We start from the raw sequence: 26,130 nt of genomic DNA, 5'->3' as shown, positions 1-26,130 counted from the left end.
CAAATCAATTATTCACAATGATAATTTTTAAAGACCTTCTCGCATTAAAAAATAGTATTGGTACAACAATCGGCACAACATCTTTCACGACTGTTACACAGGCAATGATTAATGATTTTGCCAAAGCTACGCACGATTTTCAGTGGATTCATGTAGACGAAGCAATGGCTAAGAAATATTCCCCTTTTCAACAAACAGTAGCGCATGGGTTTTTAACATTATCGTTAGCGCCCAAATTTATGGCCGAGCTTTTCAAGGTTGAATCGGTGAAGATGGGCTTGAATTATGGTGCCAACAAAATAAGGTTTACTACGGCCGTGCCAGCGGGAAGCAAAGTAAGCATGAAAGCAAGTGTATTAGAAGCAGAAGAAGTACAGCCAAAAGGACTGAAAGTAACGATGAATTGTATTTTTGAGATAGAAGGACAAGAAAAGCCTGCTTGTGTAGCAGAATTGATTTCAGTTTTTTATGAATAATTGTGCTAAACGATTAAGCTCTTAAAACGAAAACTTTCTGAATATACCTATTTTTGATATTACAATGCTAATTTATAGAGCAACCCTTGCGATTCTATGCATTATTGATTAATAAAAAATCGTTGATTTTCACTAACTTTGTGTAAGTAATTAAGCAAAATGAATAAAATGTATTTGACCACTTGATAAGATGAGACTAAAAGTTTGTGGAATGCGTAACGCTGAAAATATCAAAGAGTTACTTGAACTTGGTCCCGACTATATGGGATTTATTTTTTTCGAAAAATCAAGCCGCTTTGTTGGAGAGGAACTAGATGAAGAGTTATTGAAATCATTTCCACATACTGTAAAGAAAGTAGGTGTTTTTGTCAATGCAACCCAAGCATATATTTTAGATAAAGTAAAAAGGTATGCCTTAGACTATGTTCAATTGCATGGCGAGGAAATGCCTGATTTTTGTAGAAACCTCAAATTCAAAGGTGTTAATATCATTAAAGCCTTTTCTATCGATAGTCAATTCAATTTTGGGAAACTCCTGAATTATAAGCCTTACTGCGATTATTTTTTGTTTGATACCAAAGGGGATTTAAAAGGAGGAAACGGCACTACGTTCGATTGGTCGGCGCTCCGCCGATATGATAACGACAAACCATTTTTTTTAGCCGGAGGGATAGACCTAGACAACGCCTCTAAAGCCATGGAATTAACAGGCTTAAAAATTCATTCTTTAGATGTAAACAGTAAATTTGAACTAGCGCCGGGCTTGAAAGACATCGAAAAAATTAGTGAATTAATCAAGATATTAAAACCAACAGAAGCAATCTTAACATCGATATGATAGCACCAGAAACATTTAATGTAAATGATAAAGGATATTACGGACAATTTGGCGGAGCATTTATTCCTGAAATGCTATATCCTAATGTTGAAGAATTAAGGGTATCCTACCTCAGCATTATGGCTGAGCCTTCATTTAAAGAAGAATTTGAAGGCCTTTTAAAAGACTATGTGGGGCGTCCTACTCCTTTGTTTTTAGCCAAGCGTCTTTCTGAAAAATATAATACAACAGTTTATTTAAAGAGAGAAGACCTTTGTCATACGGGTGCACACAAAGTAAACAATACGATTGGTCAGATATTAATGGCAAAGCGTTTGGGCAAACACAAAATTGTGGCAGAAACAGGTGCTGGTCAGCATGGTGTAGCTACCGCTACAGTGTGTGCTTTAATGGGCTTAGAATGTATAGTTTACATGGGTGAAATAGACATTCAACGTCAGGCACCCAATGTAGCACGCATGAAAATGTTAGGCGCTAAGGTAGTACCAGCAACAAGTGGCTCAAAAACGTTGAAAGATGCAACAAACGAAGCGATGCGTCACTGGATTAATAATCCTGTTGATACGCATTATATCATTGGGTCGGTAGTGGGGCCACATCCTTACCCTGATATGGTAGCACGCTTTCAGTCGGTTATCTCAGAAGAAATTAAAGTACAATTGAAAGAGAAAACAGGTAAGACTAATCCAGACTACGTAATTGCTTGTGTAGGCGGAGGTTCTAATGCAGCAGGTGCTTTTTATCATTTCTTGCATGACGAAGAAACAAAATTGATTGCGGCAGAAGCAGCAGGACATGGCGTTAATTCTGGATTGTCGGCAGCTACTACTTTTTTAGGTAAGCCAGGGGTATTACATGGCAGTAGAAGTATTTTGATGCAAACGGAAGATGGACAAGTAGTAGAGCCTCATTCTATTTCAGCAGGGTTAGATTACCCAGGTATTGGACCTATGCATGCGCATTTATTTGAAAGTAAAAGAGCTACTTTCTTTGATGTAACAGACCAAGAAGCAATTGATGCTGCGATGGAGCTTTCATTATTAGAAGGCATTATCCCTGCCTTGGAATCTGCTCATGCTTTGGCAGTATTATCAAAATTAGGCGCAAAGCCAGATGAAGTAGTAGTAATTAACCTTTCTGGTCGTGGAGATAAAGATTTAGAGACTTATCAAAAGCATGTGAAATAATTTTGAGGTTATTTCCTTGGAAGATTAAAGGACTTTGGACTGTATGACTTTAGGAAATTCATTTGACTTTTACATTAGAATATTTGTAGCGGTAACCCTTGCGGTTACCGTTTTTTGTTTGGCCTTGTGTTTTGTGTGCCACAAACCACGGATTTAGACTATATGACTTTTGCTCCAAACCACAGTTTAAACCCAAAGGTTAACCATTATTATTCTTTATTGCTCAAATTTTAGCCATTCTCCTTTTGCACGCATTACTTGTTCTATCACATCCCTTACAGCACCCTTACCTCCTTTTTGAAAAGAAATATATTTAGCAATAGCTAGAATTTCATCACAGGCGTCAGCAGGACAAGTAGAAAGCACTGCTGGGCGAATCATTACTTCATAATCAGGCAAATCGTCGCCCATATACAAGATATTTTCTTCTGGAATACCAGATGTTGTCAGCCAATCTTGGTAAATCTGGATTTTGCTTTTTCCACCAGAACCCATAAATACATCATGAATTTTTAAGTTCTGTAATCTTTTGCGTACGCCTTCGTGTTTGCCTCCTGTGATGACGCAAAGGCGATAGCCCGCTTGCACGGCGCGTTCTATCGCATAGCCATCTCTGATATGAAAAGTACGATAATGTTCTCCCGTATCTAATACGTGTACAGAGCCGTCTGTCATTACACCATCAATGTCAAATACGAAAGTATTGATTTGCTTAAAAGCGTCTAAAGTCATTTGTGTTTTTGATGAGAAATTCCTTCTGATAAAGCGCGATAAATATGTTGATAATCGGGCAATTGTTTCAAGAAGAGTAAATGTTGATTAATTATTTTTTGATCATCCCTAACGGCAGGGCCTGTCTGAACATTGAATATATTTTTTGATTCCAAGGCTTTTCTAATGGTTTCGTGAATTAGCGGTTTCAATAAATCAAACTCAAGGTCGTTCTCTTCCATCAATTCCTGCGCCACTCCTAATAAGTGATTGGTGAAATTACAAGCAAATACAGCCGCCACATGGAGTACTTTTCTTTCTTCTGAATTAACGGCATAAGTAATGTCCGAAAGGTCTTGCCCAAGAGTTATCAACATGTTTTCCACACTCTCATTATCTGACTCAATACAGATGGGAATTGTACTAAAATTCACGTGGAACACTTTGGAAAAGGTCTGAACGGGGTAAAATACGCCTGTTTTGATGGGAATATCACTATATACCCGAAGCATTTCATCCATTTCATGAAGCGACTTACTTCCAGAAGTGTGGATAAGTATAGCATCTAATGGAAGTGTTAAATGCTTGATTACTTCAGAGATAGCATCATCTGAAACACAAAGGAAAAATATTTGTGCAGCTGAATCCCTAAAATCAAGAGAATGATGGGCAGACGCATTGTAAAGCAATTTAGTAAGTGCTTCAGCGTGTTTAGGATTGCGACTATATACTTCCTCTACACTATGACCAATGTTTTCTAGTGCTTGAGATAGATGCCAAGCTACGTTTCCAGAACCGATAAATGAGATTTTCAAAATATTCAGAAATAAGATTAAAGTTATTTTGGCGGTTTTACTACTGTTACTAAATAATTATTCACAATATTAATCAAGGAAATCCTAAAAAAACTCAATTTTATAAGTTTATCTTTTGAATATTATCAAATAATAGAAATCACTATTCGTATTTTAATGAAGAAAATAATGTGGGATTGTAATTTTTAAAGCTTTTAGCCAACTTCTTAAAGAGATTATAGCATTCACTTTAGTAGAATATTTGTCAGTTATAACTTACAGATTCGTTACTGATAGCGTTTATTAAGGAAGATAATTATGTGAAATTTTAGCTATAAAGGTGTTATTTGAGTCCTAAAATGGTAAAATAGTAGGGAAATATAAAGGTCTAACCTATTTGAATACCTACTATAAATTTACTCTTTATAAAGCACCGTAATGTTGTAAAATGAAAATATTGTCCATTTTAATGGATTTTTGAAGATGTAAGGTAAACAAATTGTGGCAATATTGATAACAATAAAATGACCTCCACCTTTTGGAATTAATCCTAAGGAGGAGGTCTATTTTACTTAAAGTATTTATTATTCAGTTGTATTAAAAAGCATATCTAAGGGTTACACCAAAAGTACGTGGGTCACCTAGTACAGCCGCATATTGACCAGCATTACCAGCTGCAGGTAATAATTGTTCAAAATAGTCTGTATTTGTCAAATTACGAGACCAAATGATTACAGAGATACCATTTGATGCACGGAAACCAACACGAGCATTCAATAAGCCATAGCCTTCGATATTCAAATATTTTGATGGCGAAGCACTTGAAGAGAATGAAGAACGATAATAAGCATCAAGCGCAAGGAAATATTTACCTTTTAGTTCTAAGAATTTACCATTTCCAGTAAGTTCACCACCCAATGAACCTGCCCATTTTGAAATCCCTGGTAAATCACCGCCAGAAATATCTTTGAAAGCAGATGCTGCTCCTGTTTCTTCCAAAGGTACTGGTGCATTTTTGAATGAAATATACTTTCCGTCAGTATAAGAAACCGCACCAGTGAAAGATAAATGTTCGCTTACTCTAATACTTCCGTCTACTTCAACACCTTTTACTCTTACTTTCTCAGCATTCGCTAAATAACCTCTGTTTACACCAACTTCAGCTGTTTGAACTTGCGTTTGGTAATCTTTAATGTCAGTGTTGTAAATAGTAACGTTTAAAGAAGTCTGAGGGGTTGGTCTTGTTTTTACCCCTACTTCATAGTGTGTTACATATTCAGGATTTACTCTTGCCAATTCAATTAATGTTACACCATTAGCTGTTGGTAAGCCTCCTAAATTAACCCCTACTGGCTTATAACTGTTAGCATAAGTAGCAAATGCGTTTAATGACTTAGTTGGTTTATAAGCTAACGTTATTTGTCCTGAAACGTTATTTTCATTTACACTAAAGTTGAAAGCTTGATTGGTGTAAACACCATTTTTCAAGGCTAACAAAGCAGGGTCAGTTGTTTGTAATCCACCGTAAGTCTCACGTTTGTAATCAACATCTTTTTTATCGTAGTTAAAACGAAGACCTGGTAATAAATGCAATTTATCTGTAATAGACCAGTCAGCTTGCGTAAACACAGCCGCACCTAGCGTATGAAGACGTGATGTTGTTTTTGTACCAAAACCATCAAATAATCCTGGTGTTTTCCATAAAGCAGACGTTGAACTTTGTGCAAATCTCCACTGTGCCGAACCTGATTCTTCCGTTTGAACAGGGTCAGAAGTTAATACTTGGTCAATCAAGAATACACCAAAAACACCACTTAATTTTTCAGAGAACTGTCCTGCATAACGAACCTCTTGTGTCCATTGGTCATGTCTTGAATTTCCTTGAGATTTTGTTAATACTGGTAAACCAATAAAGTCTCTGTCGTTTGATGGATCCCAAATCCAGTAACGCCATGCTGTTGTTGAAGTAAGTGTTCCTTTACCAATTTTAGCATCAACGTTAATCGAAGCACCACCGAAATCATTATTAACTCTCCATGGAGAATCAGCATCTGTTATTCTGTCGAATGGATTAGTAGTTGGCAATTTATAATTCAAGTCAGCAATAATAGCATTGAATTGACGATAAGCAGCACGCTGAGTAGTTACTACACCAGCCACAACCGTTGCATTTCCATCTGGTCTTTGGCGAGCGTTGTCTCCTGCGAAAGTAATATTTACATTTTCAGATGGCGTATAAAGTAACTGAGCTCTAAAACCTAAGTTATTTAATGCATTGGTAGGTTTTAATGTCGTTGTATTGAAGATTGTTCCATCTCTTTGAGTACCTGAGAATGAAACTCTCGCTGCTAATTTTTTACTAATAGGACCTGTAATAGAGGCTTTTGCTTGAATATAGTTCAGATTACCATAAGTTGTTTCAAAAGTTGCTCCTGGAGTAAAGCTTGCAGGTCTTGTTGTAATGTTAAATGCACCCGCAGTAGTGTTTTTACCAAACAGCGTTCCTTGTGGCCCACGCAATACTTCAATACGGTCAACATCAACAAAGTCAATCGCAGTTGCAGCAGGTCTTGCATAATATACACCGTCAACATAAAAACCAACACCCGGGTCAATACCATCGTTTGTAAGACCGAATGACGAACCTAATCCACGGATATTTAACGTCGTATTTCTACCATTAGAAGAATATAACTGTACTGAAGGAATCATTTCTTTCAAACGGTTTGGATTGAAAGCACCAGCATCTTCAGCAACAGCACCACGGATTACCGAAATAGGAATAGGAATATCTTGGATAGACTCTTGACGACGTCTTGAAGTCACTACAACGTCAGTAAGTTCATTGGTATTTTCGTCAAGTCTGATTTCTATTTTATCACCACTTACGATTACTTCTTTTTTCTGATAACCCACAAACGATACAATAACAGTAAAAGGAAGTTTTTGACCAGTAACAAGCGCAAACTCTCCATTTGCATCAGTCGCCGCACCATTAGTAGTTCCTTTAATTGACACTGTAGCACCTACTAAAATTTCATTAGTGCGTGAATCGATTACTCTACCTGAAATAGTAGCATTGATTGTAGGTGCGTTTTGGGCGAATAAAAATTTGGGAATAAGAATTACTCCAATTAATAAAGCTAGTTTGAAAAAATGTTTCATTGTAATTGTTTTTTATATAATATTTCTTGTAAAATCTTTAAGAATCTTCATCTAAAACAGATGATTTGTGGTATAATTATTAATAGATTTAGCAACAACAACAGCTTTCTAAAAGCACGTTTTGTGTTATTTTAATGAGCATATTCGAACTTACATTTGTCGAAAATTGCTTTGTAAAGAGGCATTTTGTTTTCATAAATGGGAGGTTTTATATGATTTGGTTTCAAATTTAATATATAGAAATAATATATCCTATCGATTTAGTAGATAATTGAAAAATTATATATAATTCCCTATGTCAATCATGATAAATGTGCTTAAAATATTGATTATTTAGCACTATAGGGCATAATAAAGCCCTTAGAGTAATATAACATTACTGTAAGGGCTTTTGTATATTATAAGAAAAATGTAATTTCCTAAAATGCACAATAGACACATATAAAAAGAATTTTGTCTTTTTAACCTTTGCTATGCTTCTATCCTATCACCTATTTTAATAGTACCTTCTTCAATCACTTTGCAAGTAATACCACCGTGCCCAAGCATGGCATTATAGCCACCTTCGCCTAGTATAGTCTCCATTCTACTGCAAGGATGACATAGTCCAGTCATTTCTAAAACAGCCTCTCCAATTTTGAATCTCTTTTCTTTTAAAGCTAATAGATTAATGCCCTTGACAACAATATTTCTGCGGACTAAAGCAGGGTCAATTTCTGATTTTCCAAGGAAAGAGGCTATCGCCTGCAAATGTTCTGCTTGAATCAACGTTACTTGTCTTTTGCTATCCGCATTACCTTTATAGCGGTCGCCATCTAGCCCCGTTCCGATACGAGCCATTGTTTGTTCAACCCCTATTACAGGCTGACGAGAGGCTGGGCGAATACCTATATAAACAACCTCGCCAGCTTGGACAAAGTTGTTCATCAATGCTTTTAAAGGAGATTCATCTGATAAAAGAGCCATTTTATTGAAAGATTTCTTGATACATGTCTGGTTTAAAGCCTACCGCAACGATATTATCTGCTTCAATAATAGGTCGTTTAATGATAGATGTATGCTTTAACATTAAAGCTGTAGCAGTTTCAGCATCGGTTGCCTTTTCTTCATCGCTTAATTTCTTCCAAGTGGTGCCTGCACGGTTAACTAATACATCCCAAGGTTTTTGTGTAAGCCATTCTTCCACTTTCTCTTTAGTAAGCCCTTCTTTTTTATAATTATGAAACTCGAAAGGAATATCATTTTCTTTTAGCCAAGTCATGGCTTTTTTCATTGTATCGCAGTTGGCGATACCGTAAATTTTATACATGTTTTTTAATGGTGATTTAGTGAATTGTGAGTGAGTGATTTTCTTAACGATAATATCACATAACACACAAATAACTTTAATAGAACCCCAAAAAACATTAATTGTTTCTTGAAGAAATATCAAAGTTAATTTAGTAACCTTATTTCCTATAATCTAAAGGAGGTTTTCTATCTCCTGCCAATGATTTATATTCAAAAACCTTCCCTCCTCTTCTTTTATATAATTCCTCTTTTGATTCTTCTATAAGCTTGGTGTCTTTAAATAGATTTTGGGCAGTAAGGGCAATAGTTTCTGCGGCATTAATCATTCCTTTGTGACCAATACTCATGCCATTACAAGCTACAGCCTGCCAACTATGTGCAGGTATGCCCGTTACCCAAGTGGCGGTTGATAAACCCGCGGTAGGTGTTACCCAACTAACATCCCCCACATCTGTTGAAGCAGGGAAAAACAATCCAGCAGCATAAGGTCTAACTTCTTGAGCCTCCTTTAGTGGTGCAAGGCTTTGTGAATTAACGGTTAAACGTATCTTTTCGGCAAAGTCTGTTTCCTCAGGAGTGTATTTTACGCCACCTACCTTTTCTAAACTTTTTTGCATCTCTTTCGCTAACACATCATTAGGCAATAAATTATATAAGCCTGCTAATACCTCAAAAGTCATCCTAGTTTCTGTACCTAAAGCGGCTGCTTCAGCAGTTTTCATCACCCTCCTCCATACTTCTTCTAACCCTTGGGCTGATGGATTTCTAACCGTATATTCTACCATGGCATAATCTGGGACAATATTTGATGTAAGTCCACCATTTTTGATGACATAATGAATCCTTGTATCTGGCGAAATATGCTCACGCATCATGTTTACCATATAGTTCATGGCTTCCACAGCATCTAGAGCCGAACGTCCTTTTTCGGGACTAGCCGAAGCATGTGCTGCTAAACCAGAAAAACTAAAATTAGCTACCCTGTAAGCCAAAGACGAATTTGGACTTGCATTATTATTATCACTAGGGTGCCAATGTAACACAGCATCAATGTCTTTAAATACACCTTCTTTTACCAAATAAGTTTTTCCTCCGCCAGCGCCTTCTTCAGCAGGTGTACCTATCAAACGAATAGCCCCTTTGATTTTGGCTTTTTCCATCCAGTTTTTTGTCGCAATTGCCGCTGCAACCGAACCTACCCCAAAAAGATTATGTCCACAACCATGTCCATAAGCATTTACATATTTTGCTTTTCTAAAAGGGACAGCCTCCTGAGATAAACCTGGGAGCGCATCCATTTCTGCCAAAATTCCAATGGTTGGATACCCCGAACCATAAGTAGCTACAAAAGCAGTTTTCATTTCCCCAACGCCTCTTTTTACTTGGAAGCCTGCATTGGTCAATTCAGTTATCAACAATTCAGATGTTTTATCCTCTAAATAACCTGGTTCGGCTAATTGCCAGATTTTATCTGAAATAACAGTGTATTGTTTATACTTCTGATTGAGTTCATCAATGATTTCTTGCTGAGCAAAGCCCAAACGACAGAGCAACAAACAAATGAGGAAAAGAGGTAAAGATTTTTTCATGATTTAGTTTTGGTTGATGATGGAGAAATATGCTTGAGATTATGCTTTTGTATTAAAAACAGCCTTACTTACTATTAGGGTGCGACTTAAGTCGCACCCTAATAGTAAGGTGACGTTTATTATCGTGTTAGATAAATCTTTAAGAAAAGATAAGTCTTTGACCTATTAAAATTAATCATTTGAAAATTAAAGCTTACTATTTCTCCGCTATCATCTTCTTCAAGCCCAGCATTTCATCACGCAGTTTGGCTGCGATAACGAAATCAAGTTCCTTGGCAGCTTTTTCCATATCTGATGTTACTTTTTTCAACTGCTTTTGTAATTCATCTTTACTCATATACGCCATTACAGGGTCGGCGGCCATGGCTACTTCTTTGGATTCTTCATAATAATTGGTTTTCTTGGTAGATTTACCCATTACATCAGCAATAGAAGTCTGCTCCATAATTTTCTCTTTCGATTTCAAGATGGTTTTTGGTGTAATGCCATTTACAGCATTGTATTCCATCTGAATGGTTCTCCTACGATTGGTTTCATCAATCGCTTTTTCCATCGAACCCGTAATACGGTCGGCATACATTAATACTTTGCCTTGGTCATTTCTAGCCGCACGACCTATTGTTTGGATTAATGAGCGAATATCGCGTAAGAAACCCTCTTTATCTGCATCCATAATGGCTACTAAAGATACTTCTGGTAAGTCTAACCCTTCACGCAACAGGTTTACCCCTACTAACACATCAAACACACCCATTCTCAATTCTCTAAGAATCTCAACACGCTCTAACGTCTTGATTTCCGAGTGAATGTAGCGACATTTTACCCCTACTTTATCCAAGTATTTAGATAACTCCTCCGCCATTCTTTTGGTCAGTGTCGTTACTAAAACCCTTTGTTCACGCTCTATCCTGATATAAATTTCCTCTAGTAAATCATCAATCTGGTTCAAACTTGGGCGCACTTCTATTTCTGGATCCAATAATCCTGTCGGACGAATAATTTGCTCTACTACTACCCCTTCCGAACGCCTTAATTCATAGTCGGCAGGCGTTGCTGATACAAATACTGTTTGTCCTGTGATATTCTCAAATTCTTGGAACGTAAGCGGACGGTTATCCATCGCCGAAGGCAAACGGAAACCATAATCTACCAAAGCCTCTTTTCTGGAACGGTCACCACCCCACATGGCCCTGATTTGTGGCATCGTAGCATGGCTTTCATCCACAACCAATAAGAAATCGTCTGCAAAGAAATCTAAGAGACAAAAAGGTCTTTGCCCAGGTTTGCGTTGGTCGAAATAACGAGAATAATTTTCGATACCAGAGCAATACCCTAATTCTCGCATCATTTCTAAATCAAATTCTGTTCTTTGTTTAATTCGATCAGCTTCTTGCAGTCGACTTTCACTTTCAAAAAACTTGATTTGTGATACTAAATCATCTTGGATATAATTGATAGCATTCATCAGTACATCCCTCCCCGTTACAAAAAGATTGGCAGGGAAAATAGCAATCATTTTTTCATCCGAAATCTTCTTTCCTGTTTGTGGATTTATGCGTTGAATAGCCTCTATTTCATCGCCAAAGAAAATAATTCGATAACCAAAATCTGCATAAGGCAAACAAATATCAACCGTATCGCCTTTTACCCTGAAAGTACCTCGCGTAAATTCTACCTCAGTACGAGCGTACAAGATTTCGACTAAACGATATAGAAACTGATTACGAGAAATAATTTCACCCACACCGAAACGAAGAATACTTTTGCGATACTCTTCTGGATTACCCATACCATAAATACAAGAAACCGAAGCGACGACGATAACATCTCTGCGACCAGACATCAAGGCAGAAGTAGTTGCTAAGCGAAGCTTATCAATTTCCTCATTGATGGCGAGGTCTTTTTCGATATAAGTATTAGTAGAAGCAATAAAGGCCTCGGGCTGGTAATAGTCATAGTAAGAAACGAAATATTCAACCGCATTTTCTGGGAAAAACTGTTTGAATTCTCCATAAAGCTGTGCGGCTAATGTTTTATTATGGCTCAAAATCAAGGTGGGACGATTGAGCTGTGTAATCATATTAGCCACCGTAAATGTTTTACCTGAGCCCGTTACACCAAGCAATGTTTGAGATTGTTCGCCATTTTGAATCCCTTCTACCAATTTCGCAATCGCTTGAGGTTGGTCGCCAGTAGGTTTGTACTCTGAAACAAGTTTGAAGTCCATATATTATTTAGGATAATACGATTTTAGATGAAGTTTTTAAGAGGAATGCCCTTAAAAAAGTATTTATAAAATTACAAAAAAGCACCTACAAAAGATAGCTATACAAAACAAACACACATAGTAATGTGATAGTTTATCAGTAAATTAACTCCACAAAATCAAAAACACTCTTTTTATGAACAAATTAATACTTAACATAAGTATCAGCACGATGCTATTGCTTTCAGCTTGCGCTAAAGAAAACTTGGTAGCCCAAGTACCGACAGTTACCCCACCTTCAACTACTCCCATTACTTATCAGTTTGAAAGCACTCCTATTTGGTTTGATGAATTCAACTATGAAGGATTGCCCGATAGCAAAAAATGGAACTACGACGTCGGTGGTAGTGGCTGGGGAAATCACGAACTAGAATATTATACCAAAGAAAACCTGAAAAATGCGAGGGTAGAAAACGGAAAGCTAGTCATTGAAGCTATCAAAGAAAACTTTAATGGCAATAGTTATACCTCTGCTCGATTAGTAACGAAAGGCAAGGGCGATTTTTTATACGGTCGCTTTGAAATTAAAGCTAAACTACCAACAGGAAAAGGTACTTGGCCAGCTATCTGGATGTTGGCATCACAACAAAACTATAGTGATAAGTTTTGGCCAGATAATGGCGAAATAGATATTATGGAACACGTGGGCTATGACCCAGGCAATGTACATGCTACAGTCCATACAAAAGCATTTAATCATGTAATAGGAACACAGAAAGGTACGGAGATGATGGTAAATGACTACAATACAGCCTTCCATGTATATCGCTTAGACTGGACACCCAGTAAAATAGAAATGTACATCGATACGACCTTATATTTTACCTTTGAAAACACAGGAAAAGGATTTGCAGAATACCCCTTTGACCAAAAATTCCATTTATTGCTCAATCTGGCAGTTGGCGGAGATTGGGGTGGTTCAAAAGGAGTAGATGAAAGCATTTTCCCTCAGCGAATGGAAGTAGATTATGTACGTATTTATGCCTTAAAGAAATAGGGTATTTTTAAGCATATCTTGCTTTAGCAATTGTAAAATATACTTTAAAACAACAGAGATTCTTATTAATCAATATTTTACAATTTTATTGCGTAAGCATTTTTCGAAATTCTACTGTTTGAGCGGAGCGAGGTGGTTCGCCACTGCGATTAGAATTTCTTGATTTTCTTTTGTTACTTTTCTTTCATCAAGGAAAGAAAAGTAAGGTCTTACGAAAAAAGAATAAGTCTTTGTTACACAGGCCAAATAAAACTTCTAAAAAACTCTTTATAAACTATGAAAAAAGCACTTACTATCCTCATCTTTACGCTAGTTTTTAGCAATTTATCAGCCCAAAAAAAGTATGAAGCCAATTGGGAATCCATCGATTCCAGACCAGTTCCTGCTTGGTTTGAAGATGCTAAATTCGGCATTTTTATTCACTGGGGGCTTTTCTCTGTACCCGCTTGGGGACCAACTGCCAAAGATGGCGTAGGTATTTATGACCGTTATTCAGAATGGTATTGGAAAGGAATATCTGACCCCAATCGTAAAAGCTATGCGGCCTTTACAAAATTTCATAATAATACTTATGGTAAAGACTTTCAGTACCAAGACTTTACCAAGGATTTTAAATGCGAGCTTTTTGACCCTAACGAATGGGCAAAAGTATTTGAAGATGCAGGAGCAAAATATGTAGTGTTGACATCTAAACATCATGAAGGATATACCCTTTGGCCAAGTAAAGAATCATGGAATTGGAATTCGGTGGATTTGAATCCTCATAGAGATTTAGCAGGAGATTTGATGAAATCTGTGCGTAATAAAGGCTTACGCATGGGTTATTATTACTCTTTGTACGAATGGTTCAATCCGCTTTATAAAGCGAATGTGCATAAATATGTTGATGACCACATGATACCACAAATGAAAGATTTGGTGACTCGCTATAAACCAGATGTATTGTGGACAGATGGTGAGTGGGATCATCCGTCTGAGACGTGGAAAAGTACAGAATTTCTATCATGGCTATACAATGAATCGCCAGCCAAAAATGATATTGTAGTAAACGACCGTTGGGGCAAAGAAACAAGAGCCAAGCATGGAGGGATTTATACAACAGAGTATGATTTAGTACATGACCAAAATGCTACGGGTATGGAAATAAATCATCCTTGGGAGGAATGCAGAGGAATAGGGTCGTCGTTTGGATTTAGTAGAAACGAAATGTTGGATGACTATTCTACCTCGGAACAACTGATTCATATTTTGGTAGATAAAGTAGCACGCGGAGGTAATTTGTTATTAAACATTGGCCCTGCTGCCGATGGTACAATTCCTGTAATTATGCAACAGCGTTTGCGTGATATTGGTAAATGGCTGAAAGTAAATGGAGATGCTATTTATGGTACTAGAAAATGGGCGAATAGCCCAAAGGTCGATAAAGATACAAAAGTGTATTTTACGGCAAAAGGAAAAGATTTGTATGTAATTACTACGAAATGGCAAGATAGCCCTATCGTTGTAGCAGGTGTGAAAACAGGGAAAGTACAAATGTTAGGTTTTAAAGGAGCGATAAAAACAAGTATTAAAGGAGATAAATTAACCATTACCCCTCCAGCACTTTCGCCAGCAACCAACCCTTCAGACTATGCATGGGTGTATAAAATTGAAGGAGTATTATAAAAGAAGATATATACGTTGATGACCAAAAATGAAAAAATACTTATATCGATAGCATATTGTTTTATTAAGGTGTATATACGTTAACAATCAAAAACCCGTCGGTCAAAGACTGACGGGTTTGTTTGTTTCACTCTCAAAATTAAATTTTGACTCTTCGTCCTTCGCTGATTATAGGCGTTTGGCTTCTTCCCAATACACATCCATTTCAGCTAAGGTCATATCTTGTAAGGCTTTGCCTTGTTCTTTTGCTCTTAATTCTAAGTGTTGAAAACGCTTGATAAACTTTTTGTTAGTTCGCTCCAAAGCAGTTTCTACATTAATGTTAATAAACCTTGCGTAATTTACCAAAGAAAAAAGTAAATCTCCAAATTCAGCTTCAGCTTTATCGATGTTAATTGCTTGATTGTCAATAACATTAAATTCATTCTTGAATTCATCCATTTCCTCCTCTACCTTTTCCCACACTTGGTGTTTTTCTTCCCAATCAAAGCCAGCACCCCTTGCTTTTTCCTGAATCCTCATGGCTTTTACCAAAGATGGCAATGATTTTGGAACGCCTTCTAGCACCGACTTATTCCCTTCTTTCAGTTTTAAAGCCTCCCAATTTTGCTTAACCTGTTCTTCATTTTCAACCTTTACATCCCCATAAATATGTGGGTGGCGATGAATTAGTTTTTCACAAAGCCCATTTAATACATCGGCAATATCAAAAGTATTCGTTTCAGAAGCAATTTTTGAATAAAACACCAAATGCAGCATCACATCTCCGATTTCTTTCTTGATTTCCTTCATATCGCCTTCAATAATGGCATCTGAAAGCTCATAAGTTTCCTCAATCGTTAAATGTCTGAGAGATTCAATCGTCTGTTTTTTATCCCAAGGACATTGCTCTCTGAGTTCGTCCATGATAGTAAGGATACGGTCGAAAGCTATTAATTGATTTTGTCGTGTTGCTGATAAAGTGTCAAAATTCATGCGCTATATTTTTGAATACAAAAGTAAGGGATTGTGATGATTAAACTTGAAGCTTTTTAAAACCAATAAATGTTTAAGGAGAATACAAAGTATTATTGTTTCTCGTATTTTATGAGGGAAAGACCAATATATAAATTCAAGTATTAAAAAATGATAAAAGATACTTTTCTCTTAGTCAGAATTTTGTCAGTTTAAAAGAGCCTTGGACTAGTCAATATCTTGTAACTCTTTTTCTATTTTGTCTCTAATTCTTCCTATAGATAATATGTCATTGGCAAGTTTAAATACTTCAGTTGTTGCTATTATTGGAAAACCCACCTCATCTACTTCAAAATGTCGTTCAGAGTAAGTAATTGCATTTTGAATAAGAATCGGGTGTTTCCGAGAATCGAACCCTCCTTTAATTGTTTGACCAACAAAAGGTTTCCATTCATTACATATCTCTAAACCTTCAAAATTTGGTTTTTCATTTTCTTGATGATAATATAACCAAACCTCAAAGCATGGATTACTTTGAGCAACATTCCAATTTACTATATCATTACAATAGGCTCTTACGTCTATCAATTGAGGCTCACGGCTATTAGTTTTGTCTTCATCTGTATCTAAAACAATCCATACTTTATCTCCTTCTCTGTAATCATATTTAGGTTCTAAATTATCACTACTTATTATCAGAGATTTTTGTGCCAATAGTAATAAACCTTTAGGCGAATTATCATCCCTTGAATTTAATTCATGTACAATAAGATTCAATCTTGAATCAATACCTTCGAAATACTGAAAATACTTGAATTCTCTTTCTTTACCTTCACAAAATATGTAGATTTTCGTGGCATTTCTTCCGGGTTCTTCCCTATTGAACCGTCTGTTTCTCAGTAACATTATTATGCCAGTTTAAGTCTTGTAAATTTCCTAAGAAAGGGATAGAGCCGTATCTACCGTTTAAATACCCTTTTTGAATATCAATTGTTTTATGCTCTTTAAAAGCACTCAAAGAATACAAATCTGTACTTCCTGAATCATCTTTTTCAGCAAACCAAATTTCGTCCTGCCTGAAAATTTCTTGGTCTAATAAATTGGATTCATGAGTTGTGAATATGAGTTGCCCTTTTGTTTCTTTATCTAACGAGAACTTTTTAACCAATTCTTTTATCAATAAAGGATGGATACTTCTTTCAATTTCATCAATTACATATACTTTATTAGCATTGATTAGCCCTTCAAAAGCAGGGGTAAAATCTAATAATCTGGAAGTACCATCAGATTCTTCATTCATATCAAACGTAGCAATCATTGAATCTGCTCCTTTATGATCCAATTGTATCCTTTTTATAAAAATCTGATTGCCCTCTTTAACGAAATTTAATTCTTCACCACCATTAAAACGGCGAGAAAGAATTCCATTTGGAACTTCATCCATCTTTTCTTTAACTTCATTAATCTCTGCTTGGTCATTTTTTCCAAAATAATCTTCTATTGCTATTTTTTCTATTGACAAATCTATGATGCCAATATTGAAAGAACTCATTATTTTATCGGCAAATTTTTTAAAATTATTATCAAAATCTATCCGCTGTGGCAAAGCCATTGCTTTAGTGTCAGGCTTAATGATGGTTAAAGAGTTTTCAAACCATTCAAATGCTTTTTTTACAATTTTCAAGTTCTCGTTTTCTCTATTGGCAAGTAATTTTAAAATAGGCTTATTAGGTTTAACAAACTCTTGAATTAAAACTTCTTTTATGATTTGACTTCTACCATCTTTCTCAAATTTTTCTGAAAACTTAATATTTGTTTTTTCAAAAGAATCTGTTTTTCGTTCATAGATTAAAATATCTTCTTTGACTCCTAATCCAGATTCATATAATTCTTCAGTTATAACGATACCATTCTTTATTTCTATTCCATAATAAAAAGTTGTATCTGCTTGCATAAACTCTATGGCAATTAACTGAGCAGTATTCGATTTTTCTTTTTGGAATTTGAATTGTCCATTTTTTAATTTTGACGGAATATGTTCTTCTAAAACCAAATATTTCAACATAGCCAACCCATGAATAAGATTAGATTTACCAGCACCATTTGCTCCATATATTGCAGAAAGTTTCAAAACTTCAAAATCTTGAAATTTATATATGTGTTCTTTCAGAGTTCCTAATCGTTTATTAGGAAATAGATTAAACTCTTTCTGTTCACCGAAAGACAGAACATTATTTAATACAAATCTTATTAGCATATTCGTGAAATTTTCACGTAAATTAATTTTTTTTACATTCTTATCCTATTATTACTTTATATTTGATAATGTGATATTAGTAACTTTCTATTGGCAAATTTATTTCTTATCTAGCTTAACTGACGAATTTCTAGTTAACTCTAAGAACTAGTCAATATTTTATGTGAATTTTGAGCTTAGGTAAACCTCTACAAAAGCCATTATTAAAAATATTCAATAAAAAAAGCACTTAAAACAACCTATTAAAAGGCATTTTAAGCACTTTTGTATCATAAATGATAGTATACAAATTACATAACTAAAACTTAGTTTACTCCTTTTAATAGAACTTTTTTGGGTTAGAAAACCAACTATATGAGGCTAATAACATCTACAATTTCCACCCCTCACGATATTCTCTTTTCACAAACTGATTAGCTTCGTCGAAATTGGTAATTCTCATTTCTTTACCATCCCAAAGGAGTTTCTTTCTACCGTTATAATCAAATTCTTGTAGCCATTGCTTATCTTTTTTAGGAGAACGGAAGAAGTAGCTTCTAATAGCCAAATTACCCATCAGCACAGCTTCTGACATTGGTCCTGAATAATCAAAAGAAGAACTCAAAGGTTTATGCTTACCGTAACCTTCTCTACAAGCTTGTAACCATTGTTGATAATGCCCCGCACCGTCGGCACCCACTACTCTTTCTATGGTTATTGGTAGCTTTTCACCTTTTGCTTTTAAACTATCATTGCCCCACAATGTAGGATTTGAACCATAAACGCCACACATCATTACGCCTTTGGTTCCTAACAATAATACACCGCCACTCCAGTCGCCTAGCTTCACATCTGCTGGAATTTCATCGGGACGCTCAGGCATTAATCCGCCATCATACCAAGTCATTTTTACATCAGCTTTGCCTTTTCTTGGAAATTTCAAGTGAATCATTGAAGCAGCAGGATAACTCTCAGGGAAATAACCTTCTTTGAAGGGCTCTGTCCAAGCAGTATTTGCAATACTACATTCTACTTCTGAAGGGTATCCTAAGCCTAATACTCTATAAGGTGGGTCCATCATGTGGCAAGCCATATCGCCCAAAGAACCAGTGCCGTAATTTACCCAACCACGCCAGTTGAATGGATGATAGCCTGGTTGATAGTCTTCCCAAGGTGCTGGCCCTAGCCATAAATCCCAATCAACCTCTTTAGGCACTTCTACTTTGGCAGTTGATTTAGCAATGCCTTGTGGCCATACAGGACGGTTTGTCCAAACATGTACGCGTGATACTTCACCAATTAATCCTGCTTTATACCATTCCATCATTCTTCGCACACCATCGCCCGAAGACCCTTGGTTTCCCATTTGTGTTACTACTCTTTGCTGTACAGCAGCCTCAGTCATTTTTCTGACTTCATAAATATTATGTGCCAATGGCTTTTGTACATATACGTGCTTGCCCAAACTCATTGCTGCCATTGCCGACACGTAGTGTGTATGGTCGGGCGTAGAAACCGTTACAGCATCAATATTGTCTTTTTCTTTCTCCAACATGATGCGGAAATCCTTGTACTTTTTGGCAGCAGGGAATTTCTCGACCGATTGCTTCATTTGCCTGTCGTCGATATCACAAAGGGCAGCAATATTATTTCTACCGCTATCATAAGCTCCTAAAATATCCGACCAACCCTTGCCTCCGCAACCAATCGCCGCAATGTTGAGTTTATCTGAAGGAGCAATAAACCCTTTTCCTCCTAATACGTGGCGAGGTACAATATAGAAACCCGCAACAGCCAATGAGCTTTTCTTGAGAAAATCCCGTCTAGAATTATTTTCCATAGTTTAGTCTCCTCCCCAAGGAGTATTATTAACATTGACTGATTCAAAGGGGTAAAAATGAATCAGTTTGATTTTAGTTTTTGCTGAATTATTGCTAAACAATATAGGGTATTATTTATCAATAATGAAAGATAGCACTGCTTAAATTAGCCTTTGTACTGTGATATGATGAACAGATTTTGTTATTTTGAAGAAAGGATTACAAATACTTCATTGTACACATGAAAATCGAAACACTAGCGATACAGTCTACCCAAATGCATGATGCTAATGCAGGAGCTGTTATTTCGCCCATTTATCTATCAACCACTTTTGAGCGTGAAACAGACGGCTCTTATGCACATGGCTACGTTTATTCACGAGCAGATAATCCCAATCGTCAACTCTTAGAAAAAAGCATGGCATTGCTTGAAAACGGAGCCGTAGGTTTGGCTTTTGCTTCGGGGATGGCTGCTACTACAGCATTGTTTCAAAGCCTAAAATCAGGTGACCACATCATTACGCCAGACGATGCTTATTATGCTACGAATGTATTGATTACAGAGGTATTTGGACAATGGGGCTTATCATTGACTACCGTCGATATGACTGATTTATCAGCCGTAAAAGCTGCTATACAACCCAATACAAAACTATTTTGGATAGAAACACCCTCTAACCCACAATTAAAAATTACCGATATTGAAGCCATCAGCAAAATAGCGAAAGAAATAGGTGCCTTAGTAGCAGTAGATAATACGTGGGCAACACCTGTTTTACAGCAACCTATAAATTTAGGCGCTGATATCGTGATGCATTCTACTACCAAGTATTTTGGTGGACATAGCGATGTACTAAGTGGTGCATTAATCATTAAAGAAGAAGGAGAATTATCGAATAAACTACGAACAATTCAGAGATTAACGGGTGGTGTACCCTCTCCTTTTGAATCTTGGCTAGTAGCTAGAGGTATCAAAACGTTGGTTCTAAGAGTAAAAGCTCAGACAGACAATGCTAAAAAACTAGCGGATTTTCTAAGCACACATCCACAGGTAGAGGTTGTTCATTATCCAGGATTAGCAAGCCATCCTCAACACGAAATCGCTAAAAAGCAAATGATAAATGGTTTTGGTGCGATGCTGTCAGTACAAATAAAAGGGGATGCCCAAAATGCCATGGCAGTAACAGGAAAGCTTAAACTATTCACTACGGCAACTAGCTTAGGCGGTGTGGAAAGTTTAATAGAGCATCGTAAATCTGTAGAAGGAATTGATAGTCCTACACCAGAGAACCTCTTGAGGGTATCCGTTGGATTAGAAAGCATAGATGATTTAATAGAGGATTGGACACAGGCGTTAGCATAATAATTCAAAGGGAGCATCTTAAAAGAGCTCCCTTTTTTGTGGTATTTTAAGAACATCGATAAGGTAGTAAAAAATAAAATCGTTCAAATTGTTATGCAAGCATACTATTTTATATATTTGAGTATTAATCTCAAAAATTTAAAACTTTATTTAACATGAGTAATTCAACCTTTCAAGGCTTTAATCTTCAGTTATCTGAAGAACATCTAGCTGTACAACAAGCTGCTCGTGATTTTGCTCAAACAGAGTTACTCCCTGGAGTAATTGAACGTGATGAAAAAGAATATTTTCCTGAAGAATTAGTGAAGAAAATGGGGGAGCTTGGCTTTCTAGGAATGATGGTTTCGCCAGAATATGGCGGAGGCGGTATGGATACTATTTCTTATGTATTAGCCATGGAAGAATTATCTAAAGTAGATGCTTCTGCTTCTGTAATGGTTTCTGTGAATAATTCTTTGGTTTGTTATGGTTTAGAGGCTTTCGGAACGGAAGCACAAAAGCAAAAATACCTTATTCCTTTAGCAAAAGGAGAAATCATCGGAGCATTTGCCTTATCAGAGCCAGAAGCTGGTTCTGATGCTACTTCCCAACATACTGTTGCAGAAGATATGGGTGATTATTACCTCTTGAATGGGACTAAAAACTGGATTACCAATGGCGGTAGAGCTAGCGTATATCTAGTAATGGCACAAACACATCCAGAATTAGGGCACAAGGGTATCAATTGTCTGATTGTAGAGCGAGGCATGGAAGGGTTTCAGATAGGTAAGAAAGAGAAAAAATTAGGTATTCGAGGGTCAGATACGCATTCTTTGATGTTTACTGACGTGAAAGTACCGAAAGAAAACAGGGTTGGTGACAACGGCTTTGGCTTTAAATTCGCCATGTCAACCTTAAATGGTGGTAGAATCGGTATTGCTGCTCAAGCTTTAGGCATTGCCTCTGGGGCTTATGAATTATCCATAAAATATGCAAAAGAGCGAAAATCATTTGGTAAAGCCATTGCTGAACACCAAGCTATCCAGTTTAAACTTGCTGATATGGCTACTAGTATTGAGGCCGCTCGTTTACTTTGTTTCAAGGCCGCCTTTGATAAAGACCAGCATCGAAGTTACGTAGAGTCGGCAGCGATGGCGAAACTATTTTGTTCGCAGGTAGCAATGGATACTACTATCGAGGCCGTACAAATACATGGAGGATATGGCTTTGTAAAAGAATATCACGTAGAAAGAATGATGCGAGATGCTAAAATAACACAGATTTATGAAGGCACTTCTGAAATCCAGAAGATGGTGATAGCCAGAGAAATTTTAAAATAAAAAAAGGAGGGTTTCGCCCTCCTTTTTTTATTCGGCTAATATTCCCTGAAGTACTTTAACCGCTTTTGCTAAAATAATTTCTAATTGAGCAAACTCAGCTCTTATTATTTCAATATCTTCTTTGGCTAAAGCTTTGCTTTCAAGTGACTTTAAAATGCCACCTTCATTGACGCCCATTGACGAGAAAGAAGATTTTAATTTATGAGCTGTCGCTTTAATGCCGGGGTAATTTACTTCGCTGATAGCTTTTCTAAGAATATCAAACTCAATAGGCATTTGGCTTAAATATAACTCAATAATCTCTTGCTCAAATTCTTTGTTCCCATCAGATAATTCCTGTAGATAGGATAAATCCACGATTCCATCTAGATTTTCTTCCATAGTACTAACTTTGTTTTGATCGTTTAGTTCTGCATAATTTATGATTTTCTCAAATAATTCCTGAGGGACAAAAGGCTTTGGAATATAGTCATTCATACCAATCGAAATACATTTTTCCTTTTCTCCAACCAATGAGTGTGCAGTCATTGCAATAATTGGCGTGTTTATATGTAATTGTGATCTAATATATTCAGTAGATTGATACCCATCCATTTCGGGCATTTGCAAATCCATCAAAATTACTTCATATTCGTTTATTTGTACCTTTTCAGTAGCAACTTTTCCATTTTCAGCTAAATCAGCATCAAAACCAAACTTAGAGAGTACTTTTAAAGCTAATTTTTGATTCAAAGGATTATCCTCTACTAAAAGTACTTTTATTGGTCGCTCGCTTTTAAACACTGAGTTTTTAGCATCATTGTCATTGGCTTTGTCTTTAACATCAATACCAAATGGCAAGCTAAAACAAAACGTTGACCCTTTTCCTGGGATACTTTCTACCCACAGCTTACCCTCTTGGAGTGCTACTAATGATTTTGAGATACTCAAGCCTAAGCCCGTTCCCCCATATTTTCGGGTAGTATCGCTATCAGCCTGTGTAAACCTATCAAAAATAGAATCTAGTTTATCACTTGCGATACCTATACCTGTATCCATGACACTAAACAAAATTACACATTCTGTAGAAGACTCTTTACTTAACTCAACCAAAATCTTTACTCTACCCTTTTCAGTAAATTTAATAGCATTGTTCGTAAGGTTCAGTAAAATCTGGTTCAAACGCGTAGGGTCACCAATAACAAACGTAGGAATATTATCGTCAATAATACTGCTTAATTCCAGCCCTTTTTCTTTGGCCTTATGATTTAAAACAGCTTTGGCATTTTTCAACAAATCTTTAATATTGAAAGATATTTTTTCAATAACAATATGCCCTGATTCAATTTTTGAAATATCTAGAATATCATTGATAATTCCCAACAAGTTTTCAGAGGCGATATTGATATTTGATACATAATCACGTTGTTCCTCTTCTAATTCGGTATCCTTCAATAAATTAGAAAAGCCAATAATAGCATTCATGGGCGTACGAATTTCATGGCTCATGTTAGCCAAAAACGTATCCTTCGCAAGGGCATTCTGTTCAGCCGTTTCTTTTGCTTTTATTAATTCTTTTTCCATCAGAATTCTATCAGTTATATCTACAGCATTTCCAATTATGTATTGTTGTTCATCAATAAGCTCAGAGAGTACATTATTATATAACCATGTTCTATGCGAACCATTTTTATGAATTACCCTCATTAATCCTTTACTCCTGCCAGTAGTTGTAATCTCTTCAAGATACATTTTTACGCCCTTGATAGAAGATTCTGGGACAATATCAAATAGGCTTCTTTCCAACACTTCTTCTTTTGTATAGCCTATTAAATCTGCTCCCGCTGGATTTATCGTCAGAAAATTACCATGAATATCATGCGTACACATTAGTCCTTGTGTATTTTCAAAGAAACCTCTGTGTCTGTTTTCACTCATTAAAAGTTGGTTTTCCCAAACTTTTTTCTCAGTAATATCTTTTCCAATTCCCATGAAACCAGTAATTACATTTTGGTTATCCCTTAAAGAAGTAACCGAAAGTTCTACTGTCAATCTAGATTTATCTTTTCTAATATAAGTCCACTCGTTAGTATCTGCCACTCCCAATCTAGCCTTCGCATGAAATACTTCATGCCCTGGTTCTATCGTGGTATGTAGCTCTTCTGATAACGTTTTGGCTCGCTTTTCTACTTCGCTTTTATCATGAATAATTTCAGGGGTAACTTTACCAATCACTTCCTCGGCTTTATAGCCCAACATCAATTCAGCACCCCGATTGAATGTTTTAATGACGCTAGTATGAGGGTCAACAGAAATGATGGAATATTCTGTACCATCCAGAATAATATTCTGAATTTCAGAAAGTTTCTCAACTTCAACTTCTAGTCTTTTATAGTCAGTAATATCTCTGGCAATGGCATAAATTGTTCCTGTTTCTCTATCTGGTGTAGCTACCCATTCCAAGAATTTATAACCGCCTAGCTTTGTTTTAAAACGATGGGTAAAATTCAATGAGCTAGTAGTGTTTTCTTCTAGTTTATCAATTTCCTGTTTTGTTGCCTCAATATCAGCAGGATGTATAAAATCAAAAAATGATTTATCAATTAAATCCACATCATCCCATCCCAACGTTTTGCAAAATGCAGGATTTATTTTTTTAAAATATCCTTCAATTTTTGCAATACAAATCATGTCTCTCGACTCTAAGAATAGCTTCTCGTAGTTTTTAAGCACCATTCTTTCTTTCCTCGCCACAAGCTGTGCCGCTACTTCCTTCGCTAGAATTGTTAATGCTAATTGCTGATCTTCATTGAGTTTTTTTACTTTATCATCAATGACACAGAGCGATCCAAGGGCATATCCATCAGGGTCAATCAGGGGATAACCAGCATAGAATCTAATATTGGGGTATTCATTAACTAATATATTATTTTTAAATCTATCATCTAAAAGAGCATCTTCTACCTCAAAAATTGTATCTCCTACAATAGTGTACTGACAAAATGAAATATCTCTAGCTGTTTGGCTAGCGTCTAAACCTACATTAGACTTAAACCATTGTCTATCTTTATCAATTAACGAAATCAAAGAAATAGGTACTCCGCATATTACTGATGCTAATTTTGTAAGCCTATCAAACTCTTCTTCGGGCAAAGTATCAAGTATATTATACTCATCTAATGCCTTTAACCGCAAATCTTCATTTGCTGGTATGGGTAATACATTTTTCTCCATGATCGAAGTATATTTAATAAAATAATAAGGAGTCGACAATGGATATTGTTAGTAAATACTATCAAACTGCGCTAACAATTAGTCAAAAATAGTAACTATTCCAACGTATGACTTCGTATTTTGCAAAGAAATTTATGCAAAAAACAAAAATTAATTTGCTGTTTACGCTAAAAAATTATGAACAAAGATTCATATCATTTATTAACTACTCTTCATTTTAGTGATTGTCAAATTTTGATAAAAAACC

General features: G+C 36.2%; 19 protein-coding genes. 7 read left to right on the top strand and 12 right to left on the bottom strand.

The window, feature by feature from the left end; all coding sequences use genetic code 11:
- Nucleotides 1–17 precede the first annotated feature (17 nt).
- From AC1RNE_RS11545 to trpB, 3 genes are all read left to right on the top strand, one after another.
- The gene (locus AC1RNE_RS11545) at nucleotides 18–476 is read left to right on the top strand and encodes a MaoC family dehydratase (RefSeq protein ID WP_492801114.1); all 459 of its coding nucleotides are present in this window, start codon (nucleotides 18–20) and stop codon (nucleotides 474–476) included.
- Between the two features lie 190 nt (nucleotides 477–666).
- Nucleotides 667–1,314 (top strand): phosphoribosylanthranilate isomerase, encoded by a 648-nt coding sequence (locus AC1RNE_RS11540; protein ID WP_492801113.1) that lies wholly within the window; start codon nucleotides 667–669, stop codon nucleotides 1,312–1,314.
- Nucleotides 1,311–2,501 (top strand): tryptophan synthase subunit beta, encoded by a 1,191-nt coding sequence (trpB, locus tag AC1RNE_RS11535; RefSeq protein WP_492801112.1) that lies wholly within the window; start codon nucleotides 1,311–1,313, stop codon nucleotides 2,499–2,501. Before AC1RNE_RS11540 ends, trpB begins: the two co-directional genes overlap by 4 nt.
- A gap of 216 nt (nucleotides 2,502–2,717) precedes the next feature.
- On the opposite strand, the gene AC1RNE_RS11530 is transcribed toward trpB, so the two are convergent.
- From AC1RNE_RS11530 to uvrB, 7 genes are all read right to left on the bottom strand, one after another.
- The gene (locus AC1RNE_RS11530; RefSeq protein WP_492801111.1) at nucleotides 2,718–3,233 is read right to left on the bottom strand and encodes a KdsC family phosphatase; all 516 of its coding nucleotides are present in this window, start codon (nucleotides 3,231–3,233) and stop codon (nucleotides 2,718–2,720) included.
- Nucleotides 3,230–4,027, bottom strand: coding sequence for a Rossmann-like and DUF2520 domain-containing protein (locus AC1RNE_RS11525; RefSeq protein WP_492801110.1), 798 nt, complete (start codon nucleotides 4,025–4,027; stop codon nucleotides 3,230–3,232). Before AC1RNE_RS11525 ends, AC1RNE_RS11530 begins: the two co-directional genes overlap by 4 nt.
- Before the next feature lie 576 nt (nucleotides 4,028–4,603).
- On the bottom strand, nucleotides 4,604–7,171 hold the full coding sequence (locus AC1RNE_RS11520) for a TonB-dependent receptor (protein WP_492801109.1): 2,568 nt from the start codon (nucleotides 7,169–7,171) through the stop codon (nucleotides 4,604–4,606).
- Between the two features lie 471 nt (nucleotides 7,172–7,642).
- Nucleotides 7,643–8,137, bottom strand: a complete 495-nt coding sequence (locus tag AC1RNE_RS11515; RefSeq protein ID WP_492801108.1) for an MOSC domain-containing protein — start codon at nucleotides 8,135–8,137, stop codon at nucleotides 7,643–7,645.
- A gap of 1 nt (nucleotide 8,138) precedes the next feature.
- The gene (locus AC1RNE_RS11510) at nucleotides 8,139–8,480 is read right to left on the bottom strand and encodes an arsenate reductase (RefSeq protein ID WP_492801107.1); all 342 of its coding nucleotides are present in this window, start codon (nucleotides 8,478–8,480) and stop codon (nucleotides 8,139–8,141) included.
- Between the two features lie 139 nt (nucleotides 8,481–8,619).
- Nucleotides 8,620–10,050 (bottom strand): amidohydrolase, encoded by a 1,431-nt coding sequence (locus tag AC1RNE_RS11505; RefSeq protein ID WP_492801106.1) that lies wholly within the window; start codon nucleotides 10,048–10,050, stop codon nucleotides 8,620–8,622.
- A 196-nt stretch (nucleotides 10,051–10,246) separates the two neighbouring features.
- Complete coding sequence (gene uvrB / locus AC1RNE_RS11500) at nucleotides 10,247–12,277, bottom strand: excinuclease ABC subunit UvrB (RefSeq protein ID WP_492801105.1); 2,031 nt, start codon at nucleotides 12,275–12,277, stop codon at nucleotides 10,247–10,249.
- Nucleotides 12,278–12,452: 175 nt separating this feature from the next.
- Here uvrB and AC1RNE_RS11495 point away from each other — a divergent pair, with 175 nt between their 5' ends.
- Together AC1RNE_RS11495 and AC1RNE_RS11490 are read left to right on the top strand one after the other, a co-directional pair.
- Entirely contained in the window at nucleotides 12,453–13,313 is an 861-nt protein-coding gene (locus tag AC1RNE_RS11495) for a glycoside hydrolase family 16 protein (protein WP_492801104.1), read from the top strand.
- 276 nt (nucleotides 13,314–13,589) lie between these two features.
- Nucleotides 13,590–14,978: an alpha-L-fucosidase gene (locus AC1RNE_RS11490; RefSeq protein WP_492801103.1), complete on the top strand. Its 1,389-nt coding sequence runs from the start codon at nucleotides 13,590–13,592 to the stop codon at nucleotides 14,976–14,978.
- Between the two features lie 168 nt (nucleotides 14,979–15,146).
- Here the strand turns inward: AC1RNE_RS11490 and mazG are convergent, their stop codons facing one another.
- The 4 genes from mazG to AC1RNE_RS11470 all read right to left on the bottom strand — a co-directional run bounded on the left by mazG (nucleotide 15,147) and on the right by AC1RNE_RS11470 (nucleotide 20,008).
- Complete coding sequence (gene mazG / locus AC1RNE_RS11485) at nucleotides 15,147–15,953, bottom strand: nucleoside triphosphate pyrophosphohydrolase (protein WP_492801102.1); 807 nt, start codon at nucleotides 15,951–15,953, stop codon at nucleotides 15,147–15,149.
- 207 nt (nucleotides 15,954–16,160) lie between these two features.
- Nucleotides 16,161–16,838: an RloB family protein gene (locus AC1RNE_RS11480; RefSeq protein ID WP_492801101.1), complete on the bottom strand. Its 678-nt coding sequence runs from the start codon at nucleotides 16,836–16,838 to the stop codon at nucleotides 16,161–16,163.
- Entirely contained in the window at nucleotides 16,810–18,189 is a 1,380-nt protein-coding gene (locus AC1RNE_RS11475; RefSeq protein ID WP_492801100.1) for an AAA family ATPase, read from the bottom strand. Before AC1RNE_RS11475 ends, AC1RNE_RS11480 begins: the two co-directional genes overlap by 29 nt.
- A gap of 370 nt (nucleotides 18,190–18,559) precedes the next feature.
- Complete coding sequence (locus tag AC1RNE_RS11470; protein ID WP_492801099.1) at nucleotides 18,560–20,008, bottom strand: Gfo/Idh/MocA family protein; 1,449 nt, start codon at nucleotides 20,006–20,008, stop codon at nucleotides 18,560–18,562.
- Nucleotides 20,009–20,229: 221 nt separating this feature from the next.
- Here AC1RNE_RS11470 and AC1RNE_RS11465 point away from each other — a divergent pair, with 221 nt between their 5' ends.
- Together AC1RNE_RS11465 and AC1RNE_RS11460 are read left to right on the top strand one after the other, a co-directional pair.
- Nucleotides 20,230–21,351, top strand: a complete 1,122-nt coding sequence (locus tag AC1RNE_RS11465) for a trans-sulfuration enzyme family protein (RefSeq protein WP_492801098.1) — start codon at nucleotides 20,230–20,232, stop codon at nucleotides 21,349–21,351.
- 155 nt (nucleotides 21,352–21,506) lie between these two features.
- The gene (locus AC1RNE_RS11460; RefSeq protein ID WP_492801097.1) at nucleotides 21,507–22,670 is read left to right on the top strand and encodes an acyl-CoA dehydrogenase; all 1,164 of its coding nucleotides are present in this window, start codon (nucleotides 21,507–21,509) and stop codon (nucleotides 22,668–22,670) included.
- A gap of 27 nt (nucleotides 22,671–22,697) precedes the next feature.
- On the opposite strand, the gene AC1RNE_RS11455 is transcribed toward AC1RNE_RS11460, so the two are convergent.
- Nucleotides 22,698–25,883 (bottom strand): PAS domain S-box protein, encoded by a 3,186-nt coding sequence (locus AC1RNE_RS11455; protein WP_492801096.1) that lies wholly within the window; start codon nucleotides 25,881–25,883, stop codon nucleotides 22,698–22,700.
- Between the last annotated feature and the right edge of the window lie 247 nt (nucleotides 25,884–26,130).

It is taken from the genome of Arcicella sp. GW822-FHT02H01 (genome assembly GCF_058802005.1).
The sequence above is the reverse complement of the archived record's forward strand: the minus strand, read 5'-3'. Positions and strand labels throughout refer to the sequence as shown.

Coding starts and splice junctions, on each gene's coding strand:
- AC1RNE_RS11475 (WP_492801100.1), bottom strand. CDS start 18,189: ATGCTAATAAGATTTGTATTAAATAATGTTCTGTCTTTCGGTGAACAG.
- AC1RNE_RS11515 (WP_492801108.1), bottom strand. CDS start 8,137: ATGGCTCTTTTATCAGATGAATCTCCTTTAAAAGCATTGATGAACAAC.
- AC1RNE_RS11545 (WP_492801114.1), top strand. CDS start 18: ATGATAATTTTTAAAGACCTTCTCGCATTAAAAAATAGTATTGGTACA.
- AC1RNE_RS11470 (WP_492801099.1), bottom strand. CDS start 20,008: ATGGAAAATAATTCTAGACGGGATTTTCTCAAGAAAAGCTCATTGGCT.
- AC1RNE_RS11505 (WP_492801106.1), bottom strand. CDS start 10,050: ATGAAAAAATCTTTACCTCTTTTCCTCATTTGTTTGTTGCTCTGTCGT.
- uvrB (WP_492801105.1), bottom strand. CDS start 12,277: ATGGACTTCAAACTTGTTTCAGAGTACAAACCTACTGGCGACCAACCT.
- AC1RNE_RS11520 (WP_492801109.1), bottom strand. CDS start 7,171: ATGAAACATTTTTTCAAACTAGCTTTATTAATTGGAGTAATTCTTATT.
- AC1RNE_RS11490 (WP_492801103.1), top strand. CDS start 13,590: ATGAAAAAAGCACTTACTATCCTCATCTTTACGCTAGTTTTTAGCAAT.
- AC1RNE_RS11510 (WP_492801107.1), bottom strand. CDS start 8,480: ATGTATAAAATTTACGGTATCGCCAACTGCGATACAATGAAAAAAGCC.
- trpB (WP_492801112.1), top strand. CDS start 1,311: ATGATAGCACCAGAAACATTTAATGTAAATGATAAAGGATATTACGGA.
- AC1RNE_RS11460 (WP_492801097.1), top strand. CDS start 21,507: ATGAGTAATTCAACCTTTCAAGGCTTTAATCTTCAGTTATCTGAAGAA.
- AC1RNE_RS11480 (WP_492801101.1), bottom strand. CDS start 16,838: ATGTTACTGAGAAACAGACGGTTCAATAGGGAAGAACCCGGAAGAAAT.
- mazG (WP_492801102.1), bottom strand. CDS start 15,953: ATGAATTTTGACACTTTATCAGCAACACGACAAAATCAATTAATAGCT.
- AC1RNE_RS11455 (WP_492801096.1), bottom strand. CDS start 25,883: ATGGAGAAAAATGTATTACCCATACCAGCAAATGAAGATTTGCGGTTA.
- AC1RNE_RS11540 (WP_492801113.1), top strand. CDS start 667: ATGAGACTAAAAGTTTGTGGAATGCGTAACGCTGAAAATATCAAAGAG.
- AC1RNE_RS11495 (WP_492801104.1), top strand. CDS start 12,453: ATGAACAAATTAATACTTAACATAAGTATCAGCACGATGCTATTGCTT.
- AC1RNE_RS11530 (WP_492801111.1), bottom strand. CDS start 3,233: ATGACTTTAGACGCTTTTAAGCAAATCAATACTTTCGTATTTGACATT.
- AC1RNE_RS11465 (WP_492801098.1), top strand. CDS start 20,230: ATGAAAATCGAAACACTAGCGATACAGTCTACCCAAATGCATGATGCT.